The sequence below is a fragment of the Synechococcus sp. CBW1108 genome (genome assembly GCF_015840335.1).
Lineage (GTDB): Bacteria > Cyanobacteriota > Cyanobacteriia > PCC-6307 > Cyanobiaceae > Cyanobium_A.
Genome location: NZ_CP060395.1, coordinates 258,927 through 273,856, shown reverse-complemented (window position 1 = coordinate 273,856; position 14,930 = coordinate 258,927). Strand labels below are relative to the sequence as shown.

The following is a 14,930-nucleotide window of genomic DNA, read 5'->3' as shown; positions in this document are numbered from 1 at the left end:
CAGATGATTGCCGATCCCTCTCCAGATTTGCTCGCCCGGGCGGCCCAGGTGCGCCGCAGGGCCATGGTTCTTGGCCAGTTGGGCGATGGCCTGAGGCGCCAGGCGGTGCGGGCCATGGCCGCTGGCCTGGAGCAAAACCGTGCCGCGATCCTGGCCGCCAACCAGGCCGACCTGGAGGCCGCGGCGGCCGAGGGGCTGGCTCCGGCTTTGGTGGCCCGGTTGAAGCTCGATGGCACCAAGCTCGATGGCGCCATCGCCGGCGTGCGCCAGGTGGCGGAGCTGGCCGACCCGCTGGGCAGACGCCAGCTGCATACCGAGCTCGATCAGGGCCTGGTGCTGGAGCGGGTGACGGTGCCCCTCGGGGTGCTGGGCGTGATCTTTGAGGCCCGGCCCGATGCGGTGATGCAGATCGCCTCCCTGGCGATCCGCTCCGGCAACGGGGCCCTGCTCAAGGGGGGCCGGGAGGCCAGGGGCAGCTGCGCCGCCATCCTCACGGCCCTGCGCCAAGGGCTGGCCGCCAGTGAGGTGGCCCCCGAGGACCTCCCTGATGCCCTGGAGCTGCTCACCAGCCGGGAGGAGAGCCTGGGGCTGCTGAAACTTGACGGCCTGGTTGATCTGATCATTCCCCGGGGCTCCAACGAACTGGTGCGCTTCATTCAGGACCACACCCGCATCCCGGTGCTCGGCCACGCCGACGGAATCTGCCACCTGTTTGTGGATCGGGCCGCAGACCTCCAGCAGGCCCTGCGGGTGGCCCTGGATTCCAAAACCCAGTACCCGGCTGCCTGTAATGCGATCGAAACCCTGCTGGTTGATGGGGCGATCGCCCCTGCGTTCCTGCCGCTTGCCATCGATGCGTTTGCCGAGGCTGGTGTCCAATTGCGCGGCGATGCCGCCTCCCAGGCCCTGGGGGTGGGCCAGGGGGCCAGCGAAGCCGACTGGAGCACGGAATATTCCGACCTGATCTTGAGTGTGAAGGTGGTGCCCGACCTCGAGGCGGCCCTGGAGCACATCGCCCGCTACGGCTCCCGCCACACCGATGCCATCTGCACCACCGATCCGGCGACGGCAGACCGCTTCCTGGCTGCGGTCAACAGTGCCGGGGTGTACCTCAACTGTTCCACCCGCTTCGCCGATGGATACCGCTACGGCTTCGGCGCCGAGGTTGGCATCTCCACCCAGACCCTCCCCCCCCGGGGGCCGGTGGGGCTGGAGGGGCTGGTCACCTACCGCTACCGGCTGCGGGGGGAGGGCCATATCGCCGCCGATTACGCCAGCGGAGTCCGCCAGTTCAGCCACAGGAGCTTGCCGCTGTGACCCATCCAGACTGGATCCATGTGCAGGGCCTGCGCCTCTGGGCCCATGTGGGGGTACTGGAGCTGGAGAGGGCCCAGGGCCAGTGGTTTGAGCTGGAGTTCTGGCTGGCGGGCGATCTGGCTGAAGCGGCCCGCAGCGATCGGCTGGCCGCCAGCTTTGACTACGCCCTCGCGATCACGGCCCTGCAGTGTCAGGCCCGCCAGGTGTGCTGCCTCACGATTGAGCACTACAGCGAGTTGGTGCTCGATTGCCTTGAAACGCTCTATGGCCTGATTCCACTGCGGCTGGATCTGGCCAAATGCCAGGCCCCGGTGCCTGGCTTCGGCGGTCGGGTGGCGGTTCGGCGCCAGCGGCGCTGGCGTGAAGCCGGGCTGCCTTGCTGAGCCTCAGGCCCGGCCCAGCTGGAGGCAGAAGCCATCGCGGTGATGGAAATCAGCTTCGGCGGCGGGATGGTGCAGGGCCCAGTAGCTGAGGCTCCCATCGCTGTGCTGGATCACGGCGGTGATGGCGGCTTCCAGGTCAGCTGTTGCTGGCAGCGCCAGGGCCGGTGGCAGGCCGCAGCGCAGGCTCAGGCTGAGTTGTTGGAGGTGGCGCTGCACCCTGAAGGGAAGCTGGGCGTAGGCAGGCTCCGGGGCCAGCCCCTGGCGGTAACTCTCCAGGCGGTAGACGTTCCAGTGGCCAGCCGGGGAAAGGTTGAATTCCCAGTAGGGCCCAGCTCCCCGGTGGGCCAGGAACACTTCCAGGCAGGTGGTCTGCCAGAGCAGATCGCGGCGTTCACCAGCCATTGCCGGCGGGGCGATCCGGATGGCGCTGAGATCGCCTTCCAGCTTGAAGACAACCTCCATCACCCCGGCGTGGAGGGCCAGATCCCCGCAGATGGTCAGGTTGGTGGAACTGGGCCCGAAGGGAACCAGGCTGAAGTTCTGGCAGTTCACCGCAAGCCCTCCACGATCGTGCGGATTGCCTGCTCCTGGGCTTCGATGCTCTCGGTGAGCTTGAACTGCACCAGGGCCCGCTCCAGGTTGTGGCCGGGGCGCTGGCTGCGGAAATAGATGTCTCCGGCCAGATGGTCGCTGAAGAAGCGCAGGCCCAGCTCGAAGCTGATCAGCCTGGCGGCAGCAAAGATATGGTCGATGTCGACCTCACTTAGGCAGGCTCGCGCCGCGCCCAGGTAGCCCTCCAGCACGGCCTGGCAGAGTTCGAGGTCGAAGTGGATGGGAGCGCCAGGGGGCGCCTCTTCCCCCGCCGGATTGCAGGCCGAGCGCAGGCAGTCACCGATGTCGTAATGCACCAGCCCTGGCTTGACCGTGTCCAGGTCCACCAGGCTCACCGCCACCCCGGTACGGGCGCAGAGCATCACGTTGTTCACCTTGGGGTCGCCATGGATGGGCCGCAGCAGGAGCCTGCCCTCGGCCTTGGCCGTCTCCAGCACCGTCGCCAGCCCCCGTCGCGCCGCAATGAAAGCAGTGCACCACCCGGTCCGCTCGCAGCGTTGGAGCTGGCTGGACTGCAGGATCTGGTCGTAGGCCGCCAGGTAGGTGGGAGTGATGTGGAACCCCGGCAGGGTGTCGGCCAGTCGATCGGTGGGCAGGTCGCTGATCAGGTTGTGGAACAGGCCCAGCCCCCTACCCACCTGCATCGCCTGGGCGGGGGTGGCAATGGCATCCAGCGTCACGGCGTCGTTGACGAAGCTGGTCAGCCGCCAAAACTCGCCGCCTGCCTTCAGCCAGGGCTGGCCGCTGTGGCGGTGCTGGATCACCCGCGGCACCTCCCAGCGCTGGCCGGCCAGGGGCCGTTGCTGGGCGTGGGTGCTAAGCGACTGCAGGTTGGCCATCACCAGCTCCGGCTCGGCAAACACCGCTGTGTTGAGCCTTTGCAGCACGAAGCTTTCGCCGCTGGCGGTGTCCACCCGGTAGGTGGCATTGACGTTGCCGTTGCCCAGCGGCGCAATCGCGGTGACAGGCCCGGGCAGGGCAAAGGCTTCGGCGATGGCCACCAGTTCCGGTGCGGCAGCAGCCATCAACCGGCCGCCAGCCCGGAGTGGCGGATAAGGGCCCCACTGCTGGGTCCGCGGCCTCGGAAGGCCTCGAACACCTCGGCTGGAGAGCGGCTGCCACCCAGGCTGAGCACGGTGTCGCGGAAGCGACGACCGGTGGCCACGATCTCCTCCTCCTGGTCGAGCCCCACCTCCTCGAAGGCGCTGAAGGCGTCGGCACTGAGTACCTCGGCCCACTTGTAGGAGTAGTAGCCGGCCGCATAGCCGCCGGCGAAGATGTGGCTGAAGGCGCAGAGAAAGGCGTCCTCGGGGATCGGCTCGAGCACCGTGGTGGTGGCGGCGATCCGGCGGCGCAGCTGCTCGGGGCTCTCGCCACAGGCGGGGGTCCACTGGCTATGCAGGCGCAGGTCGGTGAGGGCGAAGTGAACCTGGCGCAGGGTGGCGCTGCCGCCCATGAAGGTGCGGGCCGCCAGGAGCTTCCGGTATTCGCTTTCGGGCAGGGGCTCGCCGCTCTGCCAGTGGCGGGCCATGCCCATCAGGGTGGCCCGGTCGTAGCACCAGTTCTCCATGAACTGGCTGGGCAGCTCCACCGCATCCCACTCCACGTTGTTGATGCCAGCGGCCTGGGGGCGATCGACCGTGGTGAGCATGTGCTGCAGGCCGTGGCCGAATTCATGGAAGAGGGTTTCCACTTCCTCGAAGGTCATCAGGCTGGGGGTCTCCCCCACCGGCGGGCTCTGGTTGCAGATCAGGTAGGCCACCGGCAGCACCTGCTCCCCCGCTGGGGTGCGGGAGCGGCCCAGGCACTCATCCATCCAGGCCCCACCCCGCTTGCTACCCGGGCGGCTGTAGGGATCCAGGTAGAAGCCAGCCAGGGGCTCACCGCTGCTGGCATCATCCACCCTGAAGTAGCGCACATCGCTGTGCCAGAGCGGTGCTTCCCCCGCTTCGGTGGCCACGATGCGGATGTCGAACAGCCGCTGGCAGAGGCCAAACAGGCCGTCCAGCACCTGCTCAAGTGAAAACCAGGGCCGCAGGGCCTCGCTGTCTAGATCGAAGCTCTCTTGGCGCAGCACCTCGGCCCAGTAACTGACGTCCCAGGGCATGATCCCGCTGGCCTCGGCGGCCCCGTGCCGGGCGGCGCAGGCTGCAAGCGCTTCGAGTTCCCGCTGGGCAACGGGGTAGGCGGCGGCCCGCAGCTGCTCCAGCAGGGCTTCCACCTCGGCCACCGATCCGGCCATTTTTGAGGCCAGGCTCACCTCGGCCCAGTTGGGGTAGCCCAGCCGCCGGGCCTGGGCCAGTTTGAGTCCCAGGATCTGCTCGATCAGGGGGCGGTTGTCTAGCTCGCCGCTGGAGGCGCGGCTCACCTGGGCCCGATAGAGGTGCTCGCGCAGATCGCGGCGGCGGCTGTATTTGAGGAAGGGCACCACCCGCGGCATGTCCAGCCCAAGCCGCCAACCCTCTTCGCCCCTATCCCGGGCCGCCTGGGCCAGCAGCTCCCACAGGCTGGTGGGCAGGCCGTCGAGCTCCTCTTCCTGGGTGAGGGTGAGGCTCCAGCCGTTGGTGGCATCCAGCACGTGGTTGCCGAAGGCGGTGGCCAGCTCGGCCAGTCGCTCGCTGGCGGCATTGAAGTCGTCCTGTTCGGCCCCCTCCAGACCCACGCCGCGCAGGCGCATGTCCCGCAGTTCGGCCTCCAGGATGCGGCGCTGGCTGGGATCGAGGCTGGCCGATCTCCGCTGCAGGGCTTCCAGGGCCAGGTAGATGGGCCGAGACTGGCCGGCCCGGTTGCCGAACTGCACCACCGCCCCCTGCTGCCCTTGGTGGGCGGCGCGCAGCTCGGGCGTGTTGCAGACGCCGTTGAGGTGGCTGACCACCCCCCAGCTCCAGCGCAGCCTTTCGCCCAGCTGGTGCAGCGGATCCATCAGCTCTTCCCAGCCAATGTCTTCCCAGCCCATGGGGGCGGCCTCGCCCATGGCCAGGCGGCGCTCCAGGTTTGCCTCCAGGGCCGTGAGTTGGGCGTGCAGCTCCTCGAGCAGCAGGGGGATTGCCTGCTCCACCTGCTCCGCTGTGATCGCCCCAAACTGGGGCAGGCCCCGGCCGGTTAAAAGGGGCGGGGCAGCTGTTTGGACCATGGCGGCTGGGGTGACTTCTCCCATTTCAGCCGATCTGGGCTGCGGTCTGCAGGGAGATGGTCTGCAGGGTTGTAGCCAGCAGGGCGGTGGCCTGGAGCCGCTCCGCCAGGCCATTGGTGGTTGCTTCGTAGACGTCGATCGCCAGGCGCGGCCAGAAGCCGATGGCCAGGGTCGGCACCAGCAGGGTGAGGCCGATCAGAAGTTCCCTGGGCCGCATGTCGCCGATGGCTGCCAGGGCCGGAATCCTGGGCCCGAAGAACACCCGCCTGCAGAGACTGAGCAGATACACCGGTGTCAGCACCAGGCCGATGGCGGCCAGCACGATCGTGATCACGCGGAAGCCAATGGTGAAGCCGTCGTTGGCGGTGATGCCGAGAAATACGGTGATTTCACTGACAAACCCGCTCATGCCCGGCAGGGCCAAGGAGGCCAGGGAGCTGGCCAGAAAGAAGGCGAAGGTGATCGGCAGGGCCTTGGCCAGGCCGCCCATGTTTGGGATCGAGAGGGTTTCGGTGCGCTCGTAGAACACCCCGGTGACAAAGAACATGGCCGCGGCGATCAGGCCGTGGCTGATCATCTGCAACATGGCGCCACTGATGCCGAGGGCATCGATCGCCCCGATGCCAAGCAGCACGAAGCCCATGTGGCTCACCGAGCTGCAGGCGATTCGCCGTTTGACGTTGTCTTGGGCAAAGGCATTTAGGGCCCCGTAGACGATGTTGACGATCCCCAGCACCACCAAAGCTGGGGCCAGCTGCAGGTGGATCTCCGGCAACATCTGCACGTTGAAGCGCAGCAGGGCATAGCCGCCCATCTTCAGCAGCACCCCCGCAAGCAGCATCGACACAGGCGCATTGGCCTCACCGTGGGCATCGGGCAGCCAGGTGTGCAGGGGGAACATGGGCAGCTTGACGCCAAAGCCCACCAGGAAACCGAGATAGCAGAGCAGGCCGAAGCTGCCGCCGGGGGAGCGGGTTGAGAGCTCCGTGAGGTTGAAGCTGAAGCTGTCGCCGGAGAAGGCCAGGGCCAGGCCGCTGAGCAGGATAAGCAGGGAGGCGGTGGCGGTGTAGAGGATGAATTTGGTGGCGGCGTACTGGCGCTGCTTGCCCCCCCAGATGGCGATCAGCAGGTAGACCGGCACCAGTTCCAACTCCCAGGCCAGGAAGAAGAGCAGGAAGTCTTGGGAGAGAAAAACGAGCCCCTGGGCCGAGGCCTGCACGAGCATCAGGGCGAAGTAGAGGCGGGTTTTGCTCTTGATGTTCCAGCTGGCGGCCACCGAAAGCAGGGTCACCAGCCCGGAAAGCAGCACCAGCGGCGCCGAGAGCCCATCGGCCGCCAGGGACCACTCCAGGCCGAGGGCCGGCACCCAGCTCACCCGTTCCACCAGCTGAAGATCGCTGACCGACCCGTCGAAGTGCTGGCTGAAGCACACCAGCATCAGTGCCAGGTCGACCCCCAGGGTGGCGAGGGCCAGGCTGCGGGGCCATTTCGGATCGCTGCCATCGCCTGGCAGCAGGGGCATCAACAGGGCCACCGCTGCGGGGAGCAGCACTATCAGGCTGAGCCAGGGAAAGCTGGCTTCGCTGGAGGCGGCGAGCAGGGCAAAGTTGGCGTCCATCACGGCCCGGTTGCAGGTCTGGGGGTACGTTCGGCAGGGCCGGGATCAGGCACCGCAAGTCTCGGGAGCAATGTATCAGCCGCCCAGGGGGCGCTAGGTAGATCTACCTAGGGCTGCCGAGGAGCAGGGCCAGGCCTAGGGCCAGCCCCAGGCTCGTCCGGGCTGGCCGGGCTCCGGTCGGGCAGGTTCTCCCAGCTGCTGCCCCGGTGCTGGATGGCCAGGGCGTGGGCGTGGGATTCAACCCCGGCCTGGTGCCAGGCCCGCACCATTGCCTGGCCAACGGCCTCGGCCACCGGCCTGGGGCAGAGGGCCAGCAGGCTGGGGCCCGCCCCGCTGATCACGCAGCCCCAGGCCCCCGCCGCGATGGCGGCCTCCCGCACGGCCCGGCCGCCCAGGATCAAGCCCCAGCGGTAGGGCTCGTGCAGTCGGTCGTGCATGCCATCGGTGATCAGGTCGCCGTTGCCCGTGCGCAGGCCCTGCAGCAGCAGGGTCAGGGCCCCCAGGTTGATCACCGCATCGCCCACGGGTATGGACTTGGGCATGGCCCGTCGGGCCTCACTGGTGGTGAGCCGGATGGCGGGGATGGCCACAACCGCCTGCACCTCGCTCGACCACTCGCAGCGCACCACCCGCCAGCGGTGGGAAGCGGCCTTGGCGGTCATGCAGAGCCCCCCCACAAGGGAGGGCACCACGTTGTCGGGGTGGCCTTCGATATCGATGGCCAGCTCCAGCAGCTTCTCGCGGCTGAGGGGCTCCCCCACCAGCGCATTGGCGCCGATCAGGCCCGCCACGATCGCGGTGGCGCTGCTGCCCAGCCCTCTGGCCGGCGGCACCGCCAGCCGCACCCTGGCCTCAAGGGCCACCGGTTCCTCGCCGGCTTCCTTCCACACCCGTTGGGCCGAGCGGTACACGAGGTTGTCGGGTCCGCCGCGCAGGTGGGCCCCCTCGCTGCCCTCAATGATCAGATCAAAGCGCTCGCTGCCGCCCTCGATGCAGCGCATCTGGAAGACATTGTCCAGTTCCAGGGCCGCGCCCAGGCAGTCAAAACCAGGCCCCACGTTGGCGGTGGTGGCGGGTACATGAACCAGAACCCCTTGGCCTACCCGGGGGCGCGCCATGCGAACACTACGATTCGGCCCAGTGTCTCAGGCCACCAGCATGCGAGCCCGGCAGGCCGCGCTGAACTGGCCGATCTCCGGATCGATCACGGCGGTGATCGGCATCTGGGCCAGTACGGGAGCCAGCCGGCCCTTGGCCAGGAAGGCTGCCAGGAAGCCCGCAGAGCGGAGCTGATCGAGCAGTTTGGCGGCCGTTCCGCCAGCCAGCCAGATGCCACCGTGGCTCAGGCCAGCCAGGGCCAGATCGCCGCAGACGCTGCCGTAGCAGCTGATCCAGATCCCAAGGGCCTCAGCCGCCAGGCGATCGCCCCGGCTGGCGGCTGAGGCGACCGCCGCGGGCAGGTCGCTGGGCTGGGGCAGGTGGCAGAGGGGGTGATCCCCGCTGGGATGGTGGCAATGCAGCAGCCAGCGAGCCAGATCCCCCAGCCCCGTGCCGCTCACCACCCGCTCGATCGACACCCGCTCCAGCCCCAGTTCGCGGCCAAGCCATTGCTTGAGCTCCCATTCGGCCTGGCTGCGGGGGGCGAATTCCCCGTGGGCGGCCTCGCTGGCCATGGCCACCAGGCCGGCCGGGCTGGGCACCCCATAGGCCACCCCGAGGCCCGTGCCAGCCCCGAGCACCAGCAGGGGGGCCTGGTCCTGGGCAGTGCCGGCCCGGATCTGGGCCTGCTGGTGCGGGACCAGATGGGCCAGGCCATGGATCAGCACGGCGAAATCATTCACCAGCTCCACCCGGGGGATGGCAGTTTCGAGCTGCAGCCTGACCTCGTCGAGTTGCCAGCTGAGGTTGGTGAGCTGGGCCCGGCCCCCCGCCACCGGCCCCGCCACGGCCAGACAGGCGGCCGCCGGGGGCGGGGCTTCCCCGCCCAGAAAGGTGCGCACCATCGGCTCCAGACCGCTCCAGTCGGCCGAGATGTAGCGCTCGCTGCGCTGGAGCTCCAGTTCTCCGGCCGGGCCAAGACGGTAGAGGGCCAGCAGGGTCTTGGTGCCGCCGATATCGCCGGCCAGGATGGCGGTCATGGCTGCAGGCCGGCGGAGCGGGCCGCATTGGCCAGGCTGGCGACTTCGATCAGCTTGGCCACCGCCATGGTGCCCAGATCCCCCTCGCGGCGGCTGCGCAGGCTGAGGCTTCCCCCTTCGGCTTCCGTGGTGCCGATCACCGCCAGCACCGGGATCTTCATCTGCTCGCCGTTGCGAATCAATTTGGCCAGGCGCTCGCCGGATTGGTCCAGCGTGGCCCGCACGCCGGCTCGCTTCAGCTGGCCCAGCACCTCCTCGGCATAGCCCCGCACCTCATCGGTCACCGGCAGCAGGCGGATCTGCTCGGGCGCGAGCCAGAAGGGGAAATCGCCGGCGTAGTTCTCGGTCATGATCCCGAAGAACCTCTCCAGCGAGCCGAAGATGGCCCGGTGGATCATGATCGGTTGACGGCGCGATCCATCGGCCGCCACATACTCCAGCTGGAAGCGCTCGGGCAGGTTGAAGTCGAGCTGGATCGTGGAGCACTGCCACATCCGGCCGATGGCGTCTTCGATCTTGAGGTCGATCTTGGGGCCGTAGAAGGCGCCGCCTCCCTCGTCGACCTTGTAGGCCCAGCCCTTGCGCTCCAGCGCCCCGATCAGGCCGTTGGTGGCGAGTTCCCATACGGCGTCCTCGCCGATCGATTTGGCCGGCCGGGTCGAGAGGTTGATCTCGTAGCTGCGGAAATCGAAGGTGGAAAGAATCTGTTCGGTGAGATCGAGAATGGCCACGATTTCAGCTGTGATCTGCTCCGGCAGGCAGAACACGTGGGCGTCGTCCTGGGTGAAGCCGCGCACCCGCATCAGGCCATGCATCACGCCGGGGCGCTCGTAGCGATATACCGTCCCCAGCTCGGCCCAGCGGATCGGCAGCTCCCGGTAGCTGCGCAGGGCGGAGGCATAGGTGAGCACGTGGAACGGGCAGTTCATCGGCTTGAGCTGGTATTGGCGCTCATCCACCTGCATCGGGCCAAACATGCTCTCGGCGTAGAAGTCGAGGTGGCCGGAGGTCTTCCAGAGGCTGATGTCGGCCACGTGGGGGGTGTAGAGCAGCTCGTAGCCGGCATCGAAGTGGGCCTGGCGCCAGAAGTCTTCGATCAGCAGGCGCATGCGGGCGCCACGCGGATGCCAGAAGACCAGCCCGGCGCCGGCTTCATCCTCGATTGAAAACAGATTCAGATCGGTGCCCAGGCGCCGATGGTCGCGCCGTTTCGCCTCGGCTTTGCGGCGCTGGTGTTCGGCCAGCTGCTCGTGGGTTTCCCAGGCGGTGCCGTAGATGCGCTGCAGCTGGGCCTTGGTTTCATCGCCGCGCCAGTAGGCACCGGCCACGCTTTCGAGCTCGAAGGCCTTGGCGTTGAGCTCGCCGGTGTGGGCCACGTGGGGGCCGGCGCAGAGGTCCCACCACTGGTCCCCCAGGGTGTAGAGGCTGATCGGCTCTTTGATCCCCGCCAGGATCTCCAGCTTGTAGGGCTCGTTGATGGCCTGGATCCGCCGTTCGGCCTCAGCGCGGCTCACCTCTAGGCGCTCGAGCGGAAGCTTCTTGTTGATGATCTTGACCATCTCCTTCTTGATCGCCTTGAGATCGGCCTCGCTGAAGGGATCGGGGCTGTCGAAGTCGTAGTAGAAGCCGCTCTCGGTCCAGGGGCCGATGGTCACCTGGGCCTGGGGAAACAGCTTCTGCACCGCCATGGCCATCACGTGGCTCATCGAGTGGCGGATGCGCAGCAGCTGCTCGCTCTCGCTGGTTTTGGGCAGGGTGATCGCTGCTGGTTCGGGGCTGCTGGTGGTCACGGGCACGAATCGCGCAGCTCAACAGGGCGATCTGGAATCCTACGCAGCGCTCCTAGGCTGGCCAGATGGGATCTGATTCACCATTCCCCTTTCCCCCCTCGGCCTCAGATGGGGAGCTGCTCGATCAGTTGCTGGCTTCCCTGATGGGCGACTTCAGCAGCTGGTTTGAGCGGGGCCTGGTGCTGCTTGACCATTGCCCCGAGGCGGTGATGCCGGCGGAGCAGCAGAACTCCTTACGCGCCCGGATCGAGCTGGCCCGTAAGGAGCTCGGCGCCGCCACCAGCCTGCGCCAGGCGGCGCCGATCCCGATGGCCCTGGAGATGGAAACCCTCGCGCCCTGGCACCAGCTGGTGGTCAGCGTGTGGGATCTTTCCGCCTCCTTGCGTCTCAGTGGCGTATCCCTGCCGGAGCCGCCCGCTGACGAGGGGCCTGGGCGCCCCGGGGCCTAGCCATATGGGCAGTAGTCGACGGCTCCCGCCCCCGGAGCGCCGCAATCTGGCCCTGGCCTATGGCCTCTGGGCCCTCGGCCTGGTGGGGGTTTGCGGGGTACATCGCCTCTACAACCGCAAGCCCCTCAGTGGCACCCTCTGGCTGCTGACCTTCGGCCTCTGCTTTGTGGGGCAGCTGGTGGATCTGCTGTTGATGCCCGAGCTGGTCGACCAGGCCAATGCCAGCTGGTTGCCGCTCAAGCCCAGCCTCTCCGTGGAAAGGCAGTTGGTGCAACTGGCCCGCCGCAGTGGCGCGGCGGGTTTCAGCCTCAACGACGCCCTGTTGGAGCTGGAGCTACCCGCCGGGGTCGAGAGCCCCGAGGTGCGCCAGGAAATTGAGCGGTTGCTCCACGCCCAGCTGCTCGATGTCGGCAATGACGAACGGGGCAGGGTTGTGTACCGGGAACCATGAGCGGCCGGCCGGCTTCGGCGGGGGCGTTCAGCTGGGGGGCAGAAATCCCAGGGCCCGGCGCACCCGCTCGAGGGTTGCCTCTGCCACCGCAGTGGCCCGGGCCTGGCCATCGCGCAGCACGGTTTCAACCGCTCCGGGCTGCTGGCGCCAGTGGAGGTAGTGCTCCTGCACTGGCCGCAGGGCTTCGACGGCCGCGTCGGCCAGCAGGGGCTTGAAGCTGCCCCAGCCCATGGAGCCGCATTCCACGGCCGCCTGCTCCCGGCTCCTGCCGGCCAGCAGGGCGTAGAGGCCAAGCAGGTTGTCGGCTTCCGGCCGCTCCGGGTTGCCGAATTCCAGCCCCATGGTGGGGTCGGTTTTGGCGCGCTTGATCTTCTTGCTGATCAGTTCGGGCGGATCCAGCAGGTTGATCCGGGAGCCCTCATTCGGATCACTTTTGCTCATTTTGGCCGTGCCGTCGGTGAGGCTCATCACCCGGGCACCCTGCTGGAGGATCAGGGGTTTGGGCACCTGGAGCAGGGGGATCGGCTCCCCCGCCCCATCCCTTGGCGCGAAGCGGGCGTTGATGCGTTGCTGGGCAATGTCGCGGGCGAGTTCCAGGTGTTGTTTCTGGTCTTCACCCACCGGCACCAGGTCGGCGTCGTAGAGAAGAATGTCAGCGGCCATCAGCACCGGGTAATCGAGCAGACCCACCGACACCTGGTCGCCCTGCTTGATGGCCTTTTCCTTGAACTGGATCATGCGCTCGAGCCAGTTGAGCGGCGTGACGCAGTTCAGCAGCCAGGCCAGTTCGCTGTGGGCGCTGACATGGCTCTGGACAAAAACCGTGGCGCGCTGGGGGTCGATGCCACAGGCCAGGTAGAGGGCGGCGGTGCGCAGGGTGTCCTCGGCGAGCCTGGCCGGCTCATGGGGCACGGTGATGGCATGGAGATCCACCACGCAGAAGTAGGTGTCGTGGCTCTCCTGCAGGGCGACCCAGTTGCGGATAGCCCCCAGCCAGTTGCCGAGGTGCAAGGCCCCGGTGGGCTGGACCCCGGAGAGAACCCTTGGCCGTGGCATCGGCCTCAGCCCTCGCTGGTTTCGGAGCTGGGCTCCTGGGGCTCTGGGCTGCCAGGAATCTCCTCGGCCGGCAGGGCCCCATCTGTTTGCTCAGGACTGGGAGCCTCTGGTTCAGGGCTGGAAGCCTCTGGCTCAGGAATGGGGGGCGCGGGCTTACTGGGCCTGGCGAAGGGGTCGATGCGGGGCGCGCGCTCCTGGCGGCTTGGCCGGCCATCGCCGGCCCCGGAGCGCCTCTCCCCCTGGGACCTCTCCCCTTGGGGGCGGTCCCCCTGGGCCCGCTGCTGGGCGACCAGCCCTTCGAGCTGGCCCTCCTCGAGCAGTTGGGCAACGGTGCGAATCGCAAAGCCCAGGGCGGCCACGGTGGAGCGCAGGCCAAAACTTTCCTGGATGGCCTGGGCGGCCCGCATTTCGTTGTCGCTCAGACGGATCCGGAATCCGCCCGGCTCCCGGTTGCCCGCCGGTCTGTTGCCGCCGGAACGGCCACCCCGATCGGTGCGGGGTTGGCTAGGTGGGGTGTCATCGGCCATCGCCGCAGCCATTGCAATCAGGGGCAAGTGTGCCGCATCGGCTGGCCCAGGGGGGTAAGCCAGTGGAGTTTATGGCCCCCTGCCTGGCCTGGCCGGGCCAGCACAATCAGGGGCAGGGCGCGGCTGGCACCAGCTTCAAACTGATGCCGATAGGTGGCAAGCCACTGCAGATAGGCGGCCAGGGTCCAGCCGTGGTTGCCCCACTCCTGCTGGCTCCAGAAGTGCCGCAGGGCCTGCTGGCAGGCCGGTTGGCCGAATTCCTGCCAGCAGCGCAACTGGGCCGACCAGGCCGGCTGGCCGGCTGCGATCCAGCCCCGATAGCGCACCAGCTCGGGTGCCTCGCCACTGGCATCTGGCGGCAGAAGCGTCGCCAGTTGCTCCACGGGTACCCGCCGTAGCCGCAGCCAGCAGCGCTCCAACACGGCCACCGGCAAGCTGCCGCACCAGCTCGGTGCGGCCTCCAGTTCCGCGGCCCAGGCCCGGATCTGGCTGCGTTGCCGGCTTGTCAGACCGTCCAGCAGCTCAGCCATGGGTCCCCTTGAAGGTGATCGCAGCGCTGGCATATTCCCGCGGTTCGAGGTGGATAGTGCAGCGCACCCGGCCGAATCTGGCCTCCAGGTGTTCCTCCACCAGCTCGGTGATCCGATGGGCGGTGGGCAGGTCGTTGGCATCCACCACCATGTGCATGTCGATGAACACCTGTTGGCCCAGCACCCCCCGACTGGCGATGTCGTGGCAGTTGAGCACCCCCGGCACGTCCATGGCCACCTGGTGAATCGCCTCAGGGGCAATGGCGATCTGATCGACCAGCAGCGGCAGATTGGTGCGCAGCACGGTCCAACACACCCTCACCAGCAACAGGCACAGGGGGATGGCCAGGGCCACATCCAGCCAGGGCAGCTTCAGCCACACCGCAGCGGAGAGCCCAACCAGCACCACGGCGGTGGTCCAGACGTCGCTGCTGGTGTGGGCTGCATCGGCCTTGAGCAGTTGGCTGCCCAGCCGACTGCCCTCGGAGCGCTCGTAGCTGGCCAGCAGGATGTTGAAGCCCAGCACCATTAGCAGCAGCCACAACTCCTGGCCCTCGAGCCGCAGGGGTTGGAGCCCGGCAAGTAGTCGATCGACGGCCGTCTGCAGGATTTCAAAGGCCGTGAAAAGGATGAAGGCGGCGATCGCCAGGGCCCCGATGGCCTCGTATTTGTGGTGACCGTAGGGGTGGTCCCGGTCCGGTTCGGGATCGGACAACCCGTTGGTCAGCAGGCCCAGCAGGCTCGAAAACCCGTCGGTGGCGCTGTGCATGGCATCGGCAAGCACCGCCAGGGATCCGGTGAGCAAGCCCAGCACCAACTTCAGCAGGGTCATGCTGATGTTGACGGCCAGGGCCACCAACAGCACCCGCTTCACCTGGAGGCGGTTGTCGTTCAGCCCCGGCGCTGGCAAGGCACGCCCCCAACTG

At 67.8% G+C, this 14,930-nt stretch carries 15 protein-coding genes; 4 read left to right on the top strand and 11 right to left on the bottom strand.

The genetic code is table 11. The features are described from left to right. Positions 1-3: 3 nt before the first annotated feature. Together H8F27_RS01430 and H8F27_RS01425 are read left to right on the top strand one after the other, a co-directional pair. Positions 4-1,317 (top strand): glutamate-5-semialdehyde dehydrogenase, encoded by a 1,314-nt coding sequence (locus H8F27_RS01430; RefSeq protein WP_197150623.1) that lies wholly within the window; start codon positions 4-6, stop codon positions 1,315-1,317. Further along, on the top strand, positions 1,314-1,700 hold the full coding sequence (locus tag H8F27_RS01425; protein WP_197150622.1) for a dihydroneopterin aldolase: 387 nt from the start codon (positions 1,314-1,316) through the stop codon (positions 1,698-1,700). The genes H8F27_RS01430 and H8F27_RS01425 overlap by 4 nt, the downstream gene beginning before the upstream one ends. A 3-nt stretch (positions 1,701-1,703) precedes the next feature. On the opposite strand, the gene H8F27_RS01420 is transcribed toward H8F27_RS01425, so the two are convergent. From H8F27_RS01420 to thrS, 7 genes are all read right to left on the bottom strand, one after another. Continuing rightward, positions 1,704-2,252 carry a DOMON-like domain-containing protein gene (locus tag H8F27_RS01420; protein ID WP_197150620.1) on the bottom strand — a complete coding sequence of 183 codons (549 nt, stop codon included), beginning with the start codon at positions 2,250-2,252 and terminating at the stop codon, positions 1,704-1,706. Next, a complete protein-coding gene (locus H8F27_RS01415) occupies positions 2,249-3,337 on the bottom strand; it encodes a phosphotransferase enzyme family protein (protein ID WP_197150618.1) in 1,089 nt (362 codons plus the stop codon). The genes H8F27_RS01420 and H8F27_RS01415 overlap by 4 nt, the downstream gene beginning before the upstream one ends. After that, positions 3,337-5,469, bottom strand: a complete 2,133-nt coding sequence (locus H8F27_RS01410) for a M3 family metallopeptidase (RefSeq protein ID WP_231596442.1) — start codon at positions 5,467-5,469, stop codon at positions 3,337-3,339. Before H8F27_RS01410 ends, H8F27_RS01415 begins: the two co-directional genes overlap by 1 nt. A gap of 1 nt (position 5,470) precedes the next feature. Next, positions 5,471-7,063, bottom strand: coding sequence for an NAD(P)H-quinone oxidoreductase subunit 4 (locus H8F27_RS01405; RefSeq protein WP_197150616.1), 1,593 nt, complete (start codon positions 7,061-7,063; stop codon positions 5,471-5,473). A gap of 107 nt (positions 7,064-7,170) precedes the next feature. After that, on the bottom strand, positions 7,171-8,181 hold the full coding sequence (gene thrB / locus H8F27_RS01400; RefSeq protein ID WP_197150614.1) for a homoserine kinase: 1,011 nt from the start codon (positions 8,179-8,181) through the stop codon (positions 7,171-7,173). Positions 8,182-8,208: 27 nt separating this feature from the next. Then, complete coding sequence (locus H8F27_RS01395) at positions 8,209-9,201, bottom strand: glucokinase (protein WP_197150611.1); 993 nt, start codon at positions 9,199-9,201, stop codon at positions 8,209-8,211. Continuing rightward, positions 9,198-10,907, bottom strand: a complete 1,710-nt coding sequence (gene thrS, locus H8F27_RS01390; protein ID WP_231596616.1) for a threonine--tRNA ligase — start codon at positions 10,905-10,907, stop codon at positions 9,198-9,200. The genes H8F27_RS01395 and thrS overlap by 4 nt, the downstream gene beginning before the upstream one ends. Positions 10,908-11,056: 149 nt before the next feature. Here thrS and H8F27_RS01385 point away from each other — a divergent pair, with 149 nt between their 5' ends. Together H8F27_RS01385 and H8F27_RS01380 are read left to right on the top strand one after the other, a co-directional pair. Further along, complete coding sequence (locus H8F27_RS01385; protein ID WP_197150607.1) at positions 11,057-11,440, top strand: DUF2605 domain-containing protein; 384 nt, start codon at positions 11,057-11,059, stop codon at positions 11,438-11,440. A 4-nt stretch (positions 11,441-11,444) separates the two neighbouring features. Continuing rightward, positions 11,445-11,891: a TM2 domain-containing protein gene (locus tag H8F27_RS01380; protein WP_197150605.1), complete on the top strand. Its 447-nt coding sequence runs from the start codon at positions 11,445-11,447 to the stop codon at positions 11,889-11,891. Positions 11,892-11,918: 27 nt separating this feature from the next. Here the strand turns inward: H8F27_RS01380 and trpS are convergent, their stop codons facing one another. Genes trpS through H8F27_RS01360 form a run of 4 tightly spaced genes read right to left on the bottom strand, consistent with a single transcriptional unit; the run spans position 11,919 to position 14,914 of the window. Beyond that, positions 11,919-12,947: a tryptophan--tRNA ligase gene (gene trpS, locus H8F27_RS01375; protein WP_197150603.1), complete on the bottom strand. Its 1,029-nt coding sequence runs from the start codon at positions 12,945-12,947 to the stop codon at positions 11,919-11,921. A gap of 5 nt (positions 12,948-12,952) precedes the next feature. After that, entirely contained in the window at positions 12,953-13,501 is a 549-nt protein-coding gene (locus H8F27_RS17395) for a hypothetical protein (protein ID WP_370594453.1), read from the bottom strand. Then, positions 13,492-14,004, bottom strand: a complete 513-nt coding sequence (locus tag H8F27_RS01365) for a hypothetical protein (protein WP_197150601.1) — start codon at positions 14,002-14,004, stop codon at positions 13,492-13,494. Before H8F27_RS01365 ends, H8F27_RS17395 begins: the two co-directional genes overlap by 10 nt. Further along, positions 13,997-14,914 (bottom strand): cation diffusion facilitator family transporter, encoded by a 918-nt coding sequence (locus H8F27_RS01360; RefSeq protein WP_231596441.1) that lies wholly within the window; start codon positions 14,912-14,914, stop codon positions 13,997-13,999. Before H8F27_RS01360 ends, H8F27_RS01365 begins: the two co-directional genes overlap by 8 nt. Between the last annotated feature and the right edge of the window lie 16 nt (positions 14,915-14,930).

Excerpts from the sequence above, each read along its gene's own strand:
- H8F27_RS01405 (WP_197150616.1), bottom strand. The coding sequence starts at position 7,063 with ATGGACGCCAACTTTGCCCTGCTCGCCGCCTCCAGCGAAGCCAGCTTT.
- H8F27_RS01410 (WP_231596442.1), bottom strand. The coding sequence starts at position 5,469 with ATGGGAGAAGTCACCCCAGCCGCCATGGTCCAAACAGCTGCCCCGCCC.
- H8F27_RS01430 (WP_197150623.1), top strand. The coding sequence starts at position 4 with ATGATTGCCGATCCCTCTCCAGATTTGCTCGCCCGGGCGGCCCAGGTG.
- thrB (WP_197150614.1), bottom strand. The coding sequence starts at position 8,181 with ATGGCGCGCCCCCGGGTAGGCCAAGGGGTTCTGGTTCATGTACCCGCC.
- H8F27_RS01365 (WP_197150601.1), bottom strand. The coding sequence starts at position 14,004 with ATGGCTGAGCTGCTGGACGGTCTGACAAGCCGGCAACGCAGCCAGATC.
- trpS (WP_197150603.1), bottom strand. The coding sequence starts at position 12,947 with ATGCCACGGCCAAGGGTTCTCTCCGGGGTCCAGCCCACCGGGGCCTTG.
- H8F27_RS01380 (WP_197150605.1), top strand. The coding sequence starts at position 11,445 with ATGGGCAGTAGTCGACGGCTCCCGCCCCCGGAGCGCCGCAATCTGGCC.
- H8F27_RS01385 (WP_197150607.1), top strand. The coding sequence starts at position 11,057 with ATGGGATCTGATTCACCATTCCCCTTTCCCCCCTCGGCCTCAGATGGG.
- thrS (WP_231596616.1), bottom strand. The coding sequence starts at position 10,907 with ATGAGCCACGTGATGGCCATGGCGGTGCAGAAGCTGTTTCCCCAGGCC.
- H8F27_RS01395 (WP_197150611.1), bottom strand. The coding sequence starts at position 9,201 with ATGACCGCCATCCTGGCCGGCGATATCGGCGGCACCAAGACCCTGCTG.
- H8F27_RS01415 (WP_197150618.1), bottom strand. The coding sequence starts at position 3,337 with ATGGCTGCTGCCGCACCGGAACTGGTGGCCATCGCCGAAGCCTTTGCC.